General features: G+C 74.4%; 20 protein-coding genes. 11 read left to right on the top strand and 9 right to left on the bottom strand.

The annotated features are described in order from the left end of the window. From GA0074696_RS21890 to GA0074696_RS32310, 3 genes are all read right to left on the bottom strand, one after another. A complete protein-coding gene (locus tag GA0074696_RS21890; protein ID WP_197700898.1) occupies positions 1 to 1,044 on the bottom strand; it encodes an ATP-binding protein in 1,044 nt (347 codons plus the stop codon). A 102-nt stretch (positions 1,045 to 1,146) separates the two neighbouring features. Next, complete coding sequence (locus GA0074696_RS21885) at positions 1,147 to 2,097, bottom strand: TIGR03557 family F420-dependent LLM class oxidoreductase (RefSeq protein WP_088962838.1); 951 nt, start codon at positions 2,095 to 2,097, stop codon at positions 1,147 to 1,149. Between the two features lie 77 nt (positions 2,098 to 2,174). Further along, positions 2,175 to 2,300: a hypothetical protein gene (locus tag GA0074696_RS32310; protein WP_255541416.1), complete on the bottom strand. Its 126-nt coding sequence runs from the start codon at positions 2,298 to 2,300 to the stop codon at positions 2,175 to 2,177. 141 nt (positions 2,301 to 2,441) lie between these two features. Between GA0074696_RS32310 and GA0074696_RS21880 the strand changes: the two genes are divergently transcribed. After that, positions 2,442 to 3,926, top strand: a complete 1,485-nt coding sequence (locus tag GA0074696_RS21880) for a glycoside hydrolase family 3 protein (RefSeq protein ID WP_088962837.1) — start codon at positions 2,442 to 2,444, stop codon at positions 3,924 to 3,926. A 294-nt stretch (positions 3,927 to 4,220) separates the two neighbouring features. On the opposite strand, the gene GA0074696_RS21875 is transcribed toward GA0074696_RS21880, so the two are convergent. Together GA0074696_RS21875 and GA0074696_RS21870 are read right to left on the bottom strand one after the other, a co-directional pair. Beyond that, the gene (locus GA0074696_RS21875; protein WP_088962836.1) at positions 4,221 to 4,508 is read right to left on the bottom strand and encodes a GNAT family N-acetyltransferase; all 288 of its coding nucleotides are present in this window, start codon (positions 4,506 to 4,508) and stop codon (positions 4,221 to 4,223) included. Then, the gene (locus GA0074696_RS21870; RefSeq protein ID WP_088962835.1) at positions 4,505 to 5,731 is read right to left on the bottom strand and encodes a cysteine desulfurase-like protein; all 1,227 of its coding nucleotides are present in this window, start codon (positions 5,729 to 5,731) and stop codon (positions 4,505 to 4,507) included. The genes GA0074696_RS21875 and GA0074696_RS21870 overlap by 4 nt, the downstream gene beginning before the upstream one ends. A gap of 84 nt (positions 5,732 to 5,815) precedes the next feature. On the opposite strand from GA0074696_RS21870, the gene GA0074696_RS21865 reads away from it, so the two are divergent. The 7 genes from GA0074696_RS21865 (at position 5,816) to GA0074696_RS21835 (ending at position 10,049) form a co-directional block, all read left to right on the top strand. Then, a complete protein-coding gene (locus GA0074696_RS21865) occupies positions 5,816 to 6,181 on the top strand; it encodes a hypothetical protein (RefSeq protein ID WP_088962834.1) in 366 nt (121 codons plus the stop codon). A 60-nt stretch (positions 6,182 to 6,241) separates the two neighbouring features. After that, positions 6,242 to 7,063 (top strand): DUF1206 domain-containing protein, encoded by an 822-nt coding sequence (locus GA0074696_RS21860; RefSeq protein ID WP_088962833.1) that lies wholly within the window; start codon positions 6,242 to 6,244, stop codon positions 7,061 to 7,063. A 68-nt stretch (positions 7,064 to 7,131) separates the two neighbouring features. Further along, positions 7,132 to 8,328: a mechanosensitive ion channel family protein gene (locus GA0074696_RS21855; protein WP_088962832.1), complete on the top strand. Its 1,197-nt coding sequence runs from the start codon at positions 7,132 to 7,134 to the stop codon at positions 8,326 to 8,328. Positions 8,329 to 8,513: 185 nt separating this feature from the next. Continuing rightward, complete coding sequence (locus GA0074696_RS21850) at positions 8,514 to 8,948, top strand: phage holin family protein (protein ID WP_088962831.1); 435 nt, start codon at positions 8,514 to 8,516, stop codon at positions 8,946 to 8,948. Continuing rightward, positions 8,945 to 9,286, top strand: coding sequence for a DUF3618 domain-containing protein (locus GA0074696_RS21845; protein WP_088962830.1), 342 nt, complete (start codon positions 8,945 to 8,947; stop codon positions 9,284 to 9,286). The genes GA0074696_RS21850 and GA0074696_RS21845 overlap by 4 nt, the downstream gene beginning before the upstream one ends. Next, positions 9,283 to 9,555, top strand: coding sequence for a DUF4235 domain-containing protein (locus tag GA0074696_RS21840; RefSeq protein WP_088962829.1), 273 nt, complete (start codon positions 9,283 to 9,285; stop codon positions 9,553 to 9,555). Before GA0074696_RS21845 ends, GA0074696_RS21840 begins: the two co-directional genes overlap by 4 nt. A gap of 290 nt (positions 9,556 to 9,845) precedes the next feature. Then, positions 9,846 to 10,049 carry a cold-shock protein gene (locus GA0074696_RS21835; RefSeq protein WP_088962828.1) on the top strand — a complete coding sequence of 68 codons (204 nt, stop codon included), beginning with the start codon at positions 9,846 to 9,848 and terminating at the stop codon, positions 10,047 to 10,049. A gap of 162 nt (positions 10,050 to 10,211) precedes the next feature. Here GA0074696_RS21835 and GA0074696_RS21830 read toward each other — a convergent pair whose 3' ends face one another. After that, a complete protein-coding gene (locus GA0074696_RS21830) occupies positions 10,212 to 10,406 on the bottom strand; it encodes a hypothetical protein (RefSeq protein WP_088962827.1) in 195 nt (64 codons plus the stop codon). 88 nt (positions 10,407 to 10,494) lie between these two features. Then, positions 10,495 to 11,478, bottom strand: coding sequence for an aldo/keto reductase (locus GA0074696_RS21825; protein ID WP_088962826.1), 984 nt, complete (start codon positions 11,476 to 11,478; stop codon positions 10,495 to 10,497). Positions 11,479 to 11,563: 85 nt separating this feature from the next. Between GA0074696_RS21825 and GA0074696_RS21820 the strand changes: the two genes are divergently transcribed. Beyond that, on the top strand, positions 11,564 to 12,358 hold the full coding sequence (locus GA0074696_RS21820) for a trans-aconitate 2-methyltransferase (RefSeq protein WP_088962825.1): 795 nt from the start codon (positions 11,564 to 11,566) through the stop codon (positions 12,356 to 12,358). Next, positions 12,355 to 13,380 carry an adenosine deaminase gene (locus GA0074696_RS21815; RefSeq protein ID WP_088962824.1) on the top strand — a complete coding sequence of 342 codons (1,026 nt, stop codon included), beginning with the start codon at positions 12,355 to 12,357 and terminating at the stop codon, positions 13,378 to 13,380. Before GA0074696_RS21820 ends, GA0074696_RS21815 begins: the two co-directional genes overlap by 4 nt. A gap of 346 nt (positions 13,381 to 13,726) precedes the next feature. Here the strand turns inward: GA0074696_RS21815 and GA0074696_RS21810 are convergent, their stop codons facing one another. Both GA0074696_RS21810 and GA0074696_RS21805 read right to left on the bottom strand, forming a co-directional pair. Beyond that, positions 13,727 to 15,130: a HAMP domain-containing sensor histidine kinase gene (locus tag GA0074696_RS21810; RefSeq protein ID WP_088962823.1), complete on the bottom strand. Its 1,404-nt coding sequence runs from the start codon at positions 15,128 to 15,130 to the stop codon at positions 13,727 to 13,729. A 29-nt stretch (positions 15,131 to 15,159) separates the two neighbouring features. Next, positions 15,160 to 15,849: a response regulator transcription factor gene (locus tag GA0074696_RS21805; RefSeq protein ID WP_088962822.1), complete on the bottom strand. Its 690-nt coding sequence runs from the start codon at positions 15,847 to 15,849 to the stop codon at positions 15,160 to 15,162. Between the two features lie 73 nt (positions 15,850 to 15,922). Between GA0074696_RS21805 and GA0074696_RS21800 the strand changes: the two genes are divergently transcribed. Continuing rightward, entirely contained in the window at positions 15,923 to 16,840 is a 918-nt protein-coding gene (locus GA0074696_RS21800) for an ADP-ribosylglycohydrolase family protein (RefSeq protein WP_088962821.1), read from the top strand. The last annotated feature ends 2 nt before the right edge of the window (positions 16,841 to 16,842 follow it).

Here is a 16,842-nt window from a genome sequence, read left to right as displayed (position 1 = left end):
TCAGGCCCGGGCCGCGACGAGCCGGGGCAGGTCCCGGGTCACCTCGACCAGGAACCACGCCGGCAGCACCGGCATCCCGTCGTCGTCGGTGGCGACGACCAGCTGGGCGCACTCCAGGGAGATCTCGGCCAGCTCCACCAGCAGGCCCTTGGCGCGCAGGGCGAAGTCGCGGACCGGGCGGGAGGCGTGGTCCCGGTCGGCGGGCAGTTCCTTGACCAGCCGCGCCCGGAACGCCTCGGCGAAGAAGTAGAGCAGGTCACGGTCGGTCGCCGCGCGCGGCCAGCCGGCGTCGCCCCGGACGATGGCGTCCAGGCCGTACCGGTGGCGCACCGTCTTGACGTACGCGGTGAAGCCGGCCGCGTGCTGCCCGGTCAGCGTGCCGGCCGCCAGCAGCCGGACGGTCGCCTCGTCGACGCCCTCGCCGAAGGAGCGCAGCGCGTCGGAGAGCATGTGCCAGCTGCGCGGGGTGGAGAACGGCTCCTCGGTCTTCGGCGGCGCCACCCACAACTGGTCCGGGCGCTCGGTCAGGTAGTCCAGCACCCACGGGTGCAGGCCCGCGCCGGCCGCCCAGGCCAGCCAGTCGGTGGCCGAGGCCCGCAGGTGCACGTGCACCAGCCGGTTGACCAGGGCGGACGCCATCGGCCGGGCGAGCGCGTTGTCGGTGGCCCGGTTGCCGGCGCCGATCACGATCGAGCCCGCCGGCAGCTCGTACGAGCCGATCCGGCGGTCCAGGATCAGCGAGTAGAAGGCCTTCTGCACCTCGGGGCTGGAGGAGTTCAGCTCGTCCAGGAAGAGGCAGTACGGCTCGGTGCGGGCGATCGACTCGGGCGGGGCGAAGCGGCTGCGCCCGTCGCGCAGCTCCGGCACGCCGATCAGGTCCTCGGCGGCGAGCTGGGTGCCGACCAGCGTCACGCAGGGCAGGCCGAGCGAGTCGGCGAAGGCCCGGACCAGCGAACTCTTGCCGATGCCCGGTGCGCCCCAGACGAAGACGGGCCGGACCACCGCGACGTGCAGCAGCAGCGCGGGCAGTTCGGCCGGGGTCACCGTGAGGGCGGAGTGCACGCCGATCATGATCGGGGCCGGGACCGGGCGGCGCACCCGAATATCGCGCCCGGGCCGGCGCCGATCCGGCCCGGGTGCCCCGGGTCAGCGCAGGCGGGGCAGCACCTCGCGCTGGTAGAGGTCGAACAGGCCCTGGGTGTGCGGGCCGGTGTTGGCGACGTAGACCTCGTCGAAGCCGGCCTTGGCGTACTGGTCGATCATCTCCAGGTGCGCGTCGGCGCTGTTGCCGCAGACGAACGACTTCTTCATCATCTCCGGCTTGACCAGCTGGGCGACCTGCTCGAAGTGGCGGGGGGAGGGCAGCACCTGGGACAGCTCGCCGGGCACCCCGGCGTTCGGCCACTTCTCGTACGCCAACCGCGCGCCCTCCTCCTCGCTGTCGGCGTACGCCGCCTTGAAGCCGGCCTGGCACGGCTTGTCGCCGCCGCCGCTCTCCCGGAACCGGCGGACCATGTCGGCGTCGGGCATGACGCTGATGTAGCCGTCGCCGATCCGGGCGGCCAGGTCGATCGCCTTGGGACCGAAGCCGGAGACGTAGACCGGTGGGGGCGCGTCGGGCAGCGTGTAGATCCGGGCGTGCTCGACGGTGTAGTGCTTGCCGTGGTGGTTGACGAATCCGCCCTGCCACAGCTCGCGCATCACCTCGACCGCCTCCTGCAGCATCTCCAGCCGGACGTCGGTCTGCGGCCAGGCGTCGCCGAGGATGTGCTCGTTGAGCGCCTCGCCGGAGCCCACGCCGAGCACGAAGCGCCCGGAGTGCAGGACCGCGCTGGTGGCCGCGGCCTGGGCGAGCACCGCCGGGTGGATGCGGACGGTCGGGCACGTCACCGCGGTGGTGACGGGCAGCGAGCAGACCTGGCTGAGCGCGCCGATGGTCGACCAGACGAAGGGACTCTGCCCCTGCGCCTCCACCCAGGGGTGGTAGTGGTCCGAGATCCACAGCGCCTCGAACCCGGCGCGTTCGGCGCCGCGCGCCTGCTCCAGCAACTCCGCCGGGGTGAACTCCTCACTGGACAGGAAGTAACCGATCTTCATCTTTCCCCCTCGCCGTCGCCCGGCGCCGGACGCGCCGGGCTGACCAGGGATGCCCTACCCCGGACTCGGGGGATCAGTCAGCGGCGGCCGAACATGGCCCGGATGGCGGCGAGCAGCAGCAGGCCGCCGACCACGACGCCGAGCAGGCGCACGCCGGGGACGTCGGCCGGCGAGGTGGCGTCGGCGAGCGGCAGCAGATCCATTCCCGCACTGTCGCACGCCGCCCCGGAGGGCGCCAGACGGTAACAGTAAGGTTTATTGACTATTTCGTTGCCCGGTGTGACCATGGCAGCACCGCGACGGCGAGAGGCCGTCGGACGACCACACGGGGGTACGGGGGCCGCATGAGCGAGCGCAACCTGGCAGGCCTGGCGGCCGCCGTCCTGCAGCCGGGTTTCGTCGGCACCAGCCCGCCCGACTGGGTCTGCCGCTGGCTCGGCGAGGGGCTCGGCTCGGTGGTCCTGTTCGCCCGCAACGTCGTCGACCCCGGCCAGCTGGCCGCGCTCACCGCGACCCTGCGCGCCGAACGGCCGGACGTGCTGGTGGCCATCGACGAGGAGGCCGGCGACGTCACCCGGATCGAGTCGGCGCTGGGCAGCTCCCGCCCGGGCAACTTCGCCCTCGGCGCGGTCGACGACCCGGCGCTGACCGAGGAAGTGGCCCGGGACCTCGGCGCCGACCTCGCCGCCCTCGGCATCACCCTCAACTACGCCCCGGACGCCGACGTCAACAACAACCCGGCCAACCCGGTGATCGGCGTCCGGTCCTTCGGCGCCGACCCCCAGCTGGTCGCCCGGCACACCGCCGCCTGGGTACGCGGCCTCCAGTCCGCCGGCGTCGCCGCCTGCGCCAAGCACTTCCCCGGCCACGGCGACACCCGGGTCGACTCGCACCACGACCTGCCCCGCATCGGCGCCAGCCGGGCCCGCCTCGACGCCGGCGAGCTGGTCCCGTTCCGAGCCGCCGTGGCGGCCGGGGTGCAGGCCGTGATGACCGGGCACCTGCTCGTGCCCGCCCTCGACGAGGAACTGCCCGCCACCCTCAGCCCCCGCATCCTCGGCGACCTGCTCCGCGAGGAGCTGGGCTTCTCCGGCGTGGTGATCACCGACGCGGTGGAGATGCGGGCGGTCACCGACCGGTACGGCTTCGCCGGCGCCGCCGTGCGCGCCCTGGCCGCCGGGGCCGACGCGGTCTGCGTCGGCGGGGAACGGGCCGACGAGGACGCCGCCCGCCACCTGCGCGACGCCATCGTCGCCGCCGTCATGGCCGGGGAACTGCCCGAGGAACGGCTCGCCGAGGCGGCCAAGCGGGTCGGTCAGCTCGCCGCCTGGACGGTGGCCGCCCGCGCCGACCTGCCGGCGGGGGGCGTGCCGGCCCACGACGGTTCGCCGGTCGGCCTGGCCGCCGCGCGCCGGGCCCTGCGGGTCAGCGGCGCCACCGCCGCTCTGCCGCTGGTCGCCCCCGCCCACGTGGTGGAGTTCTCCCCGCTGCGCAACATCGCCATCGGCCCGGAGACCCCCTGGGGCATCGCCGCCCCGCTGGCCGCGCTGCGGCCCGGCACCACCACCGCCCGGTTCGCCGAGTCCGAGGTGCCCGCGGATCCGACGGCCGGGGCCGGCGGCCGGCCGGTCGTACTGGTCGTCCGCGACCTGCACCGGCACGACTGGATGCGGTCCGCCGTCGAGCGGGCCCTCGCCGCCCGGCCGGACGCGGTCGTGGTCGAGCTGGGCGTGCCCGAACTGGTCGTCGGCCGGGTGCACGTGGCCACCCACGGCGCCACCCGCGCCGGCGCGCGGGCCGCCGCCGAACTGCTCGCCGGCCCCCGCTGACCACTCCGCCCCGCCGCACCGCGACGACGATCGCCCGGTGCGGCGGGCCCGGTGAGCGCGAGGAGTGAGCCGGGGTTGCGAGCCCCGCAGTCGCGAACGAAGGCGACCCGGTGAGCGCGAGGAGTGAGCCGGGGTTGCGAGCCCCGCAGTCGCGAACGAAGGCGACCCGGTGAGCGCGAGGAGTGAGCCGGGGTTGCGAGCCCCGCAGTCGCGAACGAAGGCGACCCGGTGAGCGCGAGGAGTGAGCCGGGGTTGCGAGCCCCGCAGTCGCGAACGAAGGCGACCCGGCGGCGGTCAGGCCGGCTCGAAGACCAGGTCGGCGTACTCGGGATGCCGCTCGATGTACGCCCGCACGAACGGGCACTGCGGCACCAACCGGCCGCCCTGCTCGCGCACCTGGTCAAGGGTGGCCCGGACCAGCGCGGCGCCGACCCCCATGTCCTGGAACTCCGGGCGCACCTCCGTGTGGGTGAAGATCCGCACCTCGCCGCGCGGCAGGTACGCCGTGAAGCCGGCCAGCGCGTCGTCGACCAGGATCTCGAAGCGATGCTTGGCGGGGTTCTCCTCGACCAGGTAGCTCACCGGCCCATTGTCTCCCGCTGCCGGGCCAGGGTGTGCAGTTCGCTGAGCAACCGGTCCACCTCGTCGGCCGTGTTGTAGTGGTAGACGCTGGCCCGGACCGCGCCGCCGGTCTCCCGCAGCCCCATCGTCCGGAAGTACTCGTAGGCGTAGTAGTCGCCGGAGGAGAGGCAGAGCCGCGCCTCGCCCAGCGCCGCCGCCAGCCCCGCCGGCGACCAGCCGGCGAGCCGGAACGACACCGTCGGGCAGCGCCGCGCCGCGGAGCCGTACACGGTCACCGCGGAGTTGTCGGCCAGCCCGGCCAGCAGCCGGTCGAAGAGCGCCTCCTCGTACGCCTGGGCGGCGGCCAGCCCGGCCCGGACCCGCTCCCGCCGGTCGCCGGTGGCGCTCGGGTCCAACCCGGCCAGGTGGTCCACCGCGGCGGCCACCCCGGCCAGCAGCGGGAAGCTCGGGGTGCCGGCCTCGAACCGGTCGGGCACCGCGTCGGAGGAGGGGACCAGCTTGGCCGGGTGCAGCGACTCCCACCGGGCCGGGTCGGCCACCATCGCGGCCAGGTGCGGGCCGGACCACTTGTAGGCGCTGGTGACCAGGAAGTCCGCGCCGGTCGAGGCGAGATCGGTCGGGCCGTGCGGCACGGAGTGCACCCCGTCGACGCAGACCAGCGCGCCGGCCGCGTGCGCGGTCTTGGCGATCGCCGCCACGTCCGGCATCGTGCCGACGGCGTTGCTGCCGGCGGTCACCGCGACCAGCCGGGTCCGCTCGCCGACCAGCTCGGCGTACTGGCCGGCGGGCAGCTCACCGGTGGCCGGGTCGAACTCCGCCCAGCGCACGGTCGCGCCGGCCGCCAGGGCCGCCTGCACCCAGGGCCGCACGTTCGCGTCGTGGTCGAGTCGGGAGACCACCACCTCGTCGCCGGGACGCCAGGTCGCGCCCAGGGTCCGGGCCAGCGTGTACGTCAGCGCGGTCGCGCTCGGCCCGAGCACCACCCCGCGCGGCGCCGCGCCGAGCAGGTCGGCCACCGCGGCGCGGGCGGCGTCGACCAGCTCCAGCGACCGGTGGCCGGGCGCGAAGGCGGGGGTGCGGTTGCCGAGCGCGGTGCCCATCGCCGCGCTGACCGCGTCGATCACCGACTGCGGGGTCTGGGTGCCGCCGGCACCGTCGAAGTGGGCGAAACCCTCGGTCAGGGCGGGGTAGGCGGCCCGGGTCCGGGCGATGTCGAACGGCATGACCGGACCCTAACGCGCGGCCCCGGGGCCCTGATGATCACGCGGGCGGTGCCGGTCCCGTCGCCGTCTCGTACCCTTGGTCGCGTGACGACGCAATCCGCTACCTCCCCGCTCACCCCCACCCGCCGCGTTGCCGGCCTGCTCGCCGGCCTGGCCCTCGGCGTGGCCGTGCTGGCCGGCTGCAGCTCCGAGGGGGCCGACACCGACTGCGGCCTGGACGCCTGCACGGTCACCTTCGACCGGGGCGTCGACGCCAGCGCGAACATCCTCGGCGTCGAGGCCAAGCTGATCGGGGCCCAGGGCGACCAGGTCACCGTCGAGGTGGCCGGCGAGCAGCTCTCGCTCACCGTCGGCCAGCAGGCCACCGAGGTGGGCGGCTTCGCGGTCACCCTGGACAGCGTCACCGACCAGCAGGTCAAGATCCGCGTGGCGCGCAACACCAGCAGCTGACGGCGTCGGGACGGCGCCGCGTCACGTTTGGGAATCTTCGCAATCGGAGATTGTGGCGCCATGTCTCTCACCGGGAACGCCGAAGCCACCGCCGCCCGCACCGCGGACAGCCGCTGGCTGGAACTCCTCACCCGGGCCGGTTTCATCGGCTACGGGGTCGTGCACCTGCTGTTCGCCTGGCTCGCCTTGCAGATCGCCTTCGGCAACTCCCGGGAGGAGGGCAACCAGAACGGCGCGCTGCGCACCCTGGGCGCCCAGCCCCTCGGCAAGTTCCTGCTGATCACGATCGCGGTCGGCCTGGTCGCCATGGCGATCTGGCAGGCGCTGGAGGCCGCCGTCGGGCACCGCTTCCTGCAGGGCAGGGACCGGCTCTTCGAGCGGATCACCTCCGTCGTCCGCACCGTGGTCTTCCTCTGGCTCGCCTGGACCGCCGTCAAGGTGTTCCAGGACGCCAGCTCCAACAGCGCCGACCAGCAGGAGGCCCTGTCCGAGAAGCTGATGACCTCCGCCGGGGGCCGCTGGCTGGTCGGGCTGGCCGGTCTGGTGCTCGCCATCGTCGGTATCGGCATGGTGATCTACGGGCTCAAGAAGAAGTTCGAGCGGAACCTGAAGACCGGCGAGATGAGCCCGAAGACCCGCACGCTGACCCGCCGGCTGGGCATGGCCGGCTATGCCGCCCGGGGCGCCGTGTTCGCGATCGCCGGCCTGCTGATCGTGGTGGCGGCGGTGAAGTACGACCCGGAGAAGGCCCGGGGCCTGGACGCCGCCCTGCGCACCCTGCGCGACCAGTCGTACGGCCCGATCCTCCTGGCGCTGATGGCGCTCGGCATCGCCGCCTTCGGGATCTACTGCTTCCTCCAGTCCCGGTACCGCAAGGTCTGAGGTGGTCGATTCCGGAACCACCGGGCACCATAGGGCCTTTGCCCGAAGCCCGGCCGGAGGGAGAGAGCGTGCAGGACTACCTGGAGACGATCGCCGCCGTGGCTGCCGCGGCGGCGATCGCCCTGTTGCTGGTCGAGGTGGTGCACCGGGTGATCCGGCGGTTCGGCCGGGGCTCGATGTTGATGACCGAGCTCACCGAGCACGCGCACCGCCCGTTCCAGATGGCCGGCACCGTCCTCGCCGTCCAGTTCGCGGTCCGGTTCACCACCGGGTACGCCGTCGGCAGGCCCTGGCGGCAGGTGGTGCTGCACGCCCTGGTGCTGGCCGTGGTCGCCGCCGTGGCCTGGCTGGTCGCCGCGCTGCTGGTCGCGATCGAGGACGCCGCCCTGGCCCGGTTCCGGGTGGACGTGCCGAACAACCGCCACGCCCGCCGGGTCCGCACCCAGGTGGTGCTGCTGCGCCGGCTGACCATCGCGGTGATCGTGGTGCTCACGGTAGGCGTGATGCTGATGACCTTCCCCGCCGTACGCGGCATCGGCGCCGGCGTGCTCACCTCCGCCGGTGTGGTGGGTGTGGTCGCCGCGCTGGCCGCCCAGAGCCTGCTCGGCAACGTCATCGCCGGCCTCCAGCTCGCCTTCAGCGACGCGGTACGCCTCGACGACGTGGTCGTGGTGGAGGGGGAGTGGGGCCGGATCGAGGAGCTGACCCTGAGCTACGTGGTGGTGCAGATCTGGGACGACCGCCGGCTGATCCTGCCCACCTCGTACTTCACCAGCAAGCCGTTCCAGAACTGGACCCGCACCGAGGCCGCCGTCCTCGGCACCGCCGAGTTCGAGGTGGACTGGGCGATCCCGGTGCAGGCGATGCGGGAGGAACTGCGCCGCCTGGTGGAGAGCACCGAGCTGTGGGACGGCCGGGTCTGCGTGCTCCAGGTGACCGACGCGACCGGCGGCACGATCACCGTCCGGGCGCTGGTCAGCGCCGCCGACGCGGGCAGCCTCTGGGACCTGCGCTGCCTGGTCCGGGAGCACCTGGTCGGCTGGGTGCGGGACCACCGCCCCACGGCCCTGCCCCGGACCCGCACCGAGGTCGGCGACGCCTCCGGCGCGCTGCCCTGGCAGTGGGCCCAGCCCCGCCGGCCGGTGCGCCGGCTCCAGGAGCCGGAGGTGCCCGACGACGCCCGCGTCTTCGGCGGCAGCCACGACGGCGACGCCCGCAGCGAGGCCTTCGTCGGCCCCGAGGAGCACGCCGACTCCCGCCGCTGAACCACCCGCTGACCGCACCCGCCGACCGGCCCGCGCGCCGTCGGCGGGTGCTTCGTCATAACGGCTTCCGCGTTTCGCCGGACGTTGCGGGTCCACCTGGGGTCAGATGTGGTTGGTCACTGCGCGCAGGATTGACGGGCGGCGACTCCGGGCATACAGCGCGGTGATGATGAAAGGAGGACAGCATGGCTGACGTCGCGAACCAACAGACGTCCCGGACCGGGAGCGAGCCGTCCACCGCCGAACTGGTGCAGCGGGCCACCGAGCAGGTCTCCCGCCTCGTACGGGACGAGTTGGCGCTGGCCCGGGCGGAGTTGACCCGGAAGGGCAAGCACGCCGGGATCGGAATCGGTCTCTTCGGCGGGGGTGGGGCGCTGGCCTTCTACGGGCTGGGCGCGCTGGTCGTCACCGCGGTGCTGCTGCTCGACCTGGTCATGCCGGCGTGGCTGGCCGCCCTGATCGTGGCGGTGGTGCTCTTCCTGGTCGCCGGGGTGCTCGCCCTGGTGGGCAAGAAGCAGGTCAGCCAGGCGGTCCCCCCGGTTCCGTCGTCGACAGTGCAGAGCGTCCGGGCGGACGTGGACGTCGTCACCGCCGCGGTGAAGGACAGGGGACGGGCATGACGGGCAACGGGACCGGCGACGCCGAGGCGCTCCGCGAGGAGATCCGGCGTACCCGGGTGGAGCTGGGCGAGACGATGGAGTTGTTGGTCGCCAGGGCCGACGTGAAGGCCCGGCTGCGGGAGTCCGCCGGCCAGGCGAAGGAGCGGATGCGCCAGCAGGCCGCGCAGACCGTCGCCCGGGTGCGCGGGCAGGCGGCGCAGAAGGCGGACGTGGCGCGGTCCCAGGCGCACGAGAAAGGGGCGACGGTCCGGAGCAACCCGGTGCCGTGGGCGACGGTGGCGGCCGGCGCCGTGGCGGCGGTGGTCGTGCTGCTGATCGTCCGGGGGAGGCGCAGGTGAGCAGGGGCATGGGCAGGGCCGCGTACAAGCCCGTCGGGGTGCTGCTCGGGCTGGCCGCCGGTACGGTCGCCGGGGCGATCTTCCGGCAGGTCTGGACGATGACGGCCGGCGACGGCGAGGCGCCGAGCGCGACCGACGAGGACCGTGGCTGGGGCGAAATCCTGGCCGCGGCGGCGTTGCAGGGCGCCATCTTCGCCGTCGTCCGGGCCGCTGTGGACCGCGGCGGTGCGGTCGGCGTACGACGGCTGACCGGCCGCTGGCCGGACTGAGTCGCAGAGGTCGAAGGTCCCCCTTCCGTATCGACGGGTGGGGGGCGTTTCGCACGGCCGCGGGCACCCGCCCAGCGATCTTCGGCATCCGTCAGGTCACATGTCGGAGAATTTCGGCCGGTAGGCTAGTGCGGAGTTTTTGCGTACGTGGTTTGCTGGTGCCCGCTGTTGCGAGATGGCGTGGGTTGAGAGAAGTCCTCCTTCGTGGGGGCCGCCTCAGGCGCCGCTGCTCGAAAACGGCCAATCGGCCGCACGGCGTGCTCGGCCGCCAGTTTTAGAAGGAGATAGACATGGCGCAGGGAACCGTGAAGTGGTTCAACGCTGACAAGGGCTTCGGCTTCATCACCGTCGACGGCGGGGGTGCTGACGTGTTCGTCCACTTCTCGGCCATCCAGTCCAGCGGCTACCGCTCGCTGGAGGAGAACCAGCGGGTGGAGTTCGAGATCGCCCAGGGTCAGAAGGGTCCGCAGGCCGAGCAGGTCCGCCCCATCTGAGTAGTGCCGGTCGGCAGCCGCCGGCCCGGGTGATCCGGCCCCCCGGATCGACGAGAAGCCCCGTGTCCTGCAGGGACGCGGGGCTTTCCGCGTGTCCGGGTCCGGTGCCGGCCCACCGCGCGCCCGCCCGGGCGCTCGCCGCGCGGGTCGGCGGCGGGTCGGTCAGGTGCGGCGGCGGGTCTTGAGGCCCTGCCAGAGCACCACGAGTCCGATCAGGATCACCACCGGGCCGACCAGCGCCCAGATCCGCTGGTCGGTCATCACGCTGCCGCCGACGTACCCGAGGCCCTGCACCGTCCACACCGCTCCGACCACCACGGCCAGCAGCCCGAGGGTGAGCGCCAGCCAGCCCCTCATCGGTTCCTCCTCACCCGCGCCGGTGGTCCCGGCCTCCGGTCAGCATGTGGCCCGTCCGGCCGGTACGCGAGCACCGCCCCGGCGCGGCTCACCACCGGTCGTGCACCCGGGCACGGACCAGTTCGTCGTAGACCGCCCGGACCCTGTCCCGCTCGGCGGCGGTCGGCGGCGGCAGGTCGGCCGCGGCGGCGTTGCCCCGCGCCTGCGCGGCGTCACGCGCGCCGGGGATGACCACGGTGACGCCCGGCTGGTCGATGATCCAGCGCAGCGCGAACTGGGCCATCGTGCGGTCCGTGCCGACCAGCGGGGCGAGCCGCCGCACGACCGCCAGGCCGAGGTCGTAGTCGACGCCGGAGAAGGTCTCCCCGATATCGAAGCTCTCCCCGCGCCGGTTGTAGGTGCGGTGGTCGTCGGCGGCGAAGGTGGTGCGCTCGTCGTACCGGCCGGAGAGCAGGCCGCTGGCCAGCGGCACCCGGGCGATGATGCCCACCCCGGCCGCGGCGGCGGCCGGCAGCACCCGCTCCAGGGGCTTGAGCCGGACGGCGTTGAGGATGATCTGCACGCTGGCGACGCCGGGCCGCGCGATGGCGGTGAGCGCCTGGTCGCAGGTCTCCACGCTGACGCCGTACCCGGCCACGCGCTCCTCGGCCACCAGCGTGTCGAGGGCGTCGAAGACCCGGTCGTCGGCGAAGACGGCCGTGGGCGGGCAGTGCAGCTGGACCAGGTCCAGGGTGTCCGTGCCGAGGTAGGCCCGGGACCGGTCGGTCCAGGCCCGGAAGTTGGCCAGGGTGTAGGCCTCGGGCGTCTGCTCCACCCGGCGGCCCATCTTGGTGGCCACGGTCAGGCCGTGCCCGGGCCGCTCGCGCAGGAACCGCCCGATCAGCTGCTCGCTGCGTCCGTCGCCGTAGACGTCGGCGGTGTCCAGGAAGGTGACTCCGGAGTCCACGGCGGCGGCGAGCACGGCCAGGGCGTCGCTCTCGCTGACCCCGCCCCAGTCGGCGCCGAGCTGCCAGGCGCCGAGACCGACCACACCCACCTGCCGGCCGAGCCGGTCGAAGCTGCGCTGTTCCATCGGAGAGAGCCTAGTGATCGCCTTGCCGGACCGCAGCGCGGGCCGTAGGGTCATAGCAAGACGTACGTACGGTTTGGAGGCAGCGATGTGGGATCCGACGACCTACCTGCGCTACGGCGACGAACGGTCCCGCCCGTTCCACGACCTCGTCGCCCGCGTCCCGGCCGACCGGCCGCGCGCCGTGGTCGACCTCGGCTGCGGGCCCGGCACCCTGACCGCCACCCTCGCCGCCCGCTGGCCGGCCGCCGAGATCCGCGGCCTCGACTCGTCCCCGGAGATGATCGACCGGGCCGCCGCCCTGGCCGCCCCGGTCGAGTTCACCGTCGGTGACGTCCGGGACTGGCGGCCCGCAGCCGACGTCGACGTGGTCGTCTGCAACGCCGTGCTCCAGTGGGTGCCGGAGCACCGGGAGCTGCTCGCCCGCTGGGCTCGCGAGCTGCCCGCCGGCGCCTGGCTGGCGTTCCAGGTCCCCGGCAACTTCGACGCCCCCTCGCACCGGGCGCTGCGCGAGGTCGCCCGCCGGGACCGCTGGGCCGCCACGCTGGCGCCGCTGCTGCGCGAGACCCCGGTCGACGACGCCGTCGGGTACGCCGCGTCGCTGGCCGCCGCCGGCTGCGCGGTCGACGCCTGGGAGACTGTCTACGTGCACCTGCTGCCGGCCGATTCCGCCGCCGACCACCCGGTGCTGGCCTGGATGGAGGGGACCGCGCTGCGACCGGTCCGGGCCGCGCTGGACCGCGCCGGCTGGGCTGACTTCCGGGCCGAGCTGGGGGTACGCCTCGCCGAGGCGTACCCGGTGCGGCAGGGTCAGGTGTACTTCCCGTTCCGCCGGATCTTCACCGTCGCCCGTACCGGCGCCCGCGCAGAGGAGAACCTGTGACCGATCTGCCCACCTTCATCGCCGGACTGCCCAAGGTGGAGCTGCACGTGCACCACGTCGGCTCCGCCTCGCCCCGCATCGTCGCCGAGCTGGCCGCCCGGCACGAGGGGCGCAGCCCGGTCCCGGCGGACCCGGCCGCGCTCGTCGACTACTTCGCGTTCCGCGACTTCGCCCATTTCATCGAGGTGTACCTCAGCGTCGTGGATCTGATCCGCGACCCGGAGGACGTCTGGATCCTCACCCACGAGGTGGCCCGCGAGCTGGCCCGCCAGCAGGTCCGGTACGCCGAGCTGACCATCACCCCGTACTCGCACGTGCGCCGGGGCATCCCCGCCCCGGCGTTCTGCGAGGCGATCGAGGACGCCCGCAAGCGGGCCGAGGCCGACTTCGGCATCGCCCTGCGCTGGTGCTTCGACATTCCGGGCGAGGCCGGGCTGCCGGCGGCCGAGGAGACCCTGCGGATCGCCCTGGAGGAGCGGCCGGACGGGCTGATCAGCTTCGGCCTCGGCGGCCCCGAGATCGGGGTGCCCCGGCCGCAGTTCAAGCCGTACTTCGACCAGGCCCGGGCGGCCGGGCTGCGCTCGGTGCCGCACGCGGGGGAGACCACCGGCCCGCAGACGGTCTGGGACGCCCTGCGCGACCTGGGCGCCGAGCGGATCGGGCATGGTATCTCCGCCGCCGAGGACCCGGAGCTGCTGGCGTACCTGGCCGAGCACCGGATCGCGTTGGAGGTCTGCCCGACCTCCAACGTCCGTACCCGGGCCGTGGCGCGGCTGGCGGAGCACCCGCTGCGGCGGCTGGTCGACGCCGGCGTGCTGGTCAGCATCAACTCCGACGACCCGCCGATGTTCGGCACCACCCTCAACGACGAGTACGCGGTGGCCGCCGCGCTGCTCGACGTCGGGCCCGAGGGGGTCGCCGCGCTGGCCCGGGACGGGGTGACCGCCTCGTTCCTCGAACCGGGCGAGAAGGCCCGGATCAGCGCCGAGATCGACGCCTGGTCGGCAGCCGGGACGCGCTGAGCCGGCGGGTCCCGCGCCGACCACGGCGGCCCAAGGCAGCAGCCGGGTCACGGACGGGCTCATCGGGTCACCGCACGACTGTCGCTGAGAGGTGGGGCGCGCGGCGGGAGCGGGTGTGGGGGGACCGTGCCCCCGCCGCGCGCTCGGGCTCCACCGGCCGGCAGTTGTCAGGGGCGACAGACCGGTGGAGCTGATGGGTTCTCCCTGATCCTGGCAGCGTCCGGCCGCGCCGGCGTCCGCGTTAAGCCGGATCTAAGGAAGACTTGCGCCACCCCACAACCAGCGCCCGCCCGCCTCGCCGCCGGGGCGTCCCGGTGGCCGGACCGCCGCTGCCGGTCGCGGTGCGTCAGTCGTCGGCGGGACGCTGCCGGGGCCACCGGCGCCCGCCGGTCTTCTGCTCCCGGGCCTCCCGGGCCATCCGGCCGACCAGCCCGAAGCGGTTGACCTGCCGGGGCGTCGCCTCCGGGTCGGCCAGCAGCATCACCACGCTGGCCCCGCCCAGCCGGGCCCGGTCGATGCTCACCGAACCGTTGGCCTGCAAGGCCACCCGCTTGGCGATGTCCAGCCCCAGCCCGGTGGAGCCCTGGTCGCTGGCGCCCCGGCGCAGCGCCCGGTCCGGGTTGGCGATGCCGGGGCCGGCGTCGTCGATCCGGATGGCCACGTAGCCGTCCCGGCGGGAGACCGCCACCTCGAACGCCGTCCCCTGCGGGGTGTAGCGGAACACGTTGCCGATCACCGCGTCCAACGCGGCGGCCAGCTCGGCGCGCGGCACCAGCGCGGGGATGCGCAGCTGGGCGCCGCTGACCCGGTGCGGCCGGTTCTGGTCGCCGGCCAGCGCCGCCCAGAACACCATCCGGTCCCGGACCACCTCACTGACGTCGCACTCCGCCGGCCCGGCCTCGTGGGCCACCGCCTTGCGGGTGGTCTTGATCAGCACGTCGATCTCGCCCTCGAGGGTGACGATCGCCTGCCGGATGCGCCGGATCGTGCGCCGCCGGTCCAGCTCCGCCGGGGTGAACGAGCCGACGCTGGTGTCGTCGGAGTCCAGCCCCTCGGCGTCCAGCCGCAGCACCGTCAGCGGCGTCCGCAGCCGGTGCGACAGGTCCGCCACCAGCTCCCGTTCGTCGGTGCGGGAGGCGACCAGCCGGTCGGCCATCCGGTTGAACGCGTACCCGGCCTCGGCCAGCTCCCGCGGGCCGCTCGGCTCGACGCGTACGCCGAGGTCGCCGTCGCCGACGGCCAGGGCCGCCTTGACCAGCCCCCGGGTGGAGTCGACCGCGCGGGCCGCCACCCGGTCCACCACGATCACGGCGGCGCCGACCAGGGCAACGGCGACGGCGGTCAGCAGCAGCCAGGTGGCGCCGAAGCCCTCGTCGAGGTCGGCCTCGGGGACGAACACCTCCACCACGGCCACCCGGCCGTCGAGCACCACCGGATCCAACCGCAGCACCCCGCCGGAGACGTCGGTGACCACCGACCGCTTCTCCGTACGGGCCCGTTGCAGGTCCGCATCGAGGGCCCGGCCGGCCGTCTCGTCCCCGCCCAGCCCGTGCACCACCGGCCGGGTCGCCGGGTCGTCCCCGGTGGCCTCCACGGCCCGCCGCACGGCCGCCGGTTCCGTGCTGACCGCCAGCGCTCCGGTGACCAGCGCGCTGCGCCGCGCCGCGTCGGCCAGCGCCTCGTCGCGGACGTCGTCGCGCAGGCTCACCCCGAGCGGGATCAGGAACGCCAGCGCGACCAGCGCGCACATGCCGGCCGTGAGGTAGGCCAGCGCCAGCCTCAGTCCGGGGCCACCAGTCGGAAGCCCACCCCCCGCACGGTGCGCAGGTAGCGCGGCTTCGCCGCGGACTCGCCCATCTTTCGGCGTAGCCAGTACAGGTGAACGTCGATGGTCTGGTCCTCGCCTACCGACGGCTGCCGCCATACCTCCTCCAAGAGCTCCCGCCGGGACACTACCCGGCCGGGTCGGGCGGCGAGATACGCCAGCAGGTCGAATTCCTTGCGGGTCAGCGCCAGCGGCTCCCCGTCGAGCACCGCGCTGCGCTCGCCCACGTCCACCCGCAGGCCGCCCACCGTGTGCACCGCCGGCTGCACCGTCCGGCTGGCCCGGCCGACCCGGCGCAGCACGGTGGTGATCCGGGCGTCCAGGTGCGCGCCGGTGAACGGCTTGACCATGTAGTCGTCCGCGCCGGCCCGCAGCAGCCGGACCACCGACTGCTCGTCGTCGCGGGCGGTGGCGATGATGATCGGTACGTCGGTGATGCCGCGCAGCATCCGCAGCGCGTCCGAGCCGTCCAGGTCGGGCAGGCCGAGGTCGAGTACGACGAGGTCGGGGGTCTCGGCGGCGACCCGGCGCAGCGCGTCCAGCGCCGTGCCGACCGCGTGCACCGCGTGCCCCCGCTCGCTGAGTGAACGCAGCATCGCGCCGCGTACGACGTGGTCGTCTTCGACCAGGAGCACGGTGGCCACGTCAGCACCGTACTGCCCGTGGCAAGTTGATCGCGTTGCGGAGGGCTCGCGCACCGGGCAAGCTGGCACGACGATGACGTTCACCCTGTTTCCCGACACCCGGCTGGCCCTGGCCCGGGACAGCCTCACCGGTCTCTCCGTCGGCGACGCCCTGGGCGGGATGTTCTTCGTGCCGGGGCGGGGCGTGGCGCCCTGGCGGGACGGCCTGCCGGCCGGGCCGTGGCCGTGGAGTGACGACACCGAGATGGCCTGTTCGGTGGTCGGCTGCCTGGCCGACGCCGGCACGATCGACCGGGACGCCCTCGCCGCCGCCTTCGCCGCCCGCTACGACCCGGCCCGCCGCTACGGCGCCGGCGCCGTCGAGCTGCTCGAACTGATCCGCGCCGGCACGCCCTGGCCGGTGGCTGCGGCGTCGGCGTTCGACGGGCAGGGTTCCTGCGGCAACGGCGCGGCGATGCGGGTCGGGCCGCTGGGCGCCTGGTTCGCCGACTCCACCACCCGCGCGGCGGCGCAGGCCCGCGCCTCCGCCGAGGTCACCCACGCCCACCCGGAGGGGATCGCCGGCGCCGTGGCGGTGGCCGTGGCCGCCGCGCTCGCCGCCCGGGCCCGCCTGGACGGCGACCGCCCCGACCCGGCCCGGCTGCTCGCGGCGGTCGCCGCCGCGCTGGACCCGGCCGCCGAGGTGCACCGCCGGGTACGCCGCGCCGTCGGGCTGCTCGGCCGCGGGCTGCCGGCGGCGGTCGAGGCGCTCGGCAACGGCTCCCGGGTGACCGCCCAGGACACCGTGGCCTTCACCCTCTGGGTGGCCGCCACCCACCTCGACGACTACCCGGCGGCGATCCGGGCCTGCGTCGAGGCGGGCGGGGACGTCGACACCACCGCCGCGATCGTCGGCGCGATCGTCGCCGCCCACACCGGGGTCGGTACGCCGGGCGGGGTGCCCGACGGCTGGCTGGCGGCGCGGGAGCCGCTGCCGGACTGGGCGCGCTGACC

The organism is Micromonospora purpureochromogenes (assembly GCF_900091515.1).
In the GTDB taxonomy this organism is placed as follows: Bacteria; Actinomycetota; Actinomycetes; order Mycobacteriales; family Micromonosporaceae; genus Micromonospora; species Micromonospora purpureochromogenes.
The sequence above is the reverse complement of the archived record's forward strand: the minus strand, read 5'-3'. Positions and strand labels throughout refer to the sequence as shown.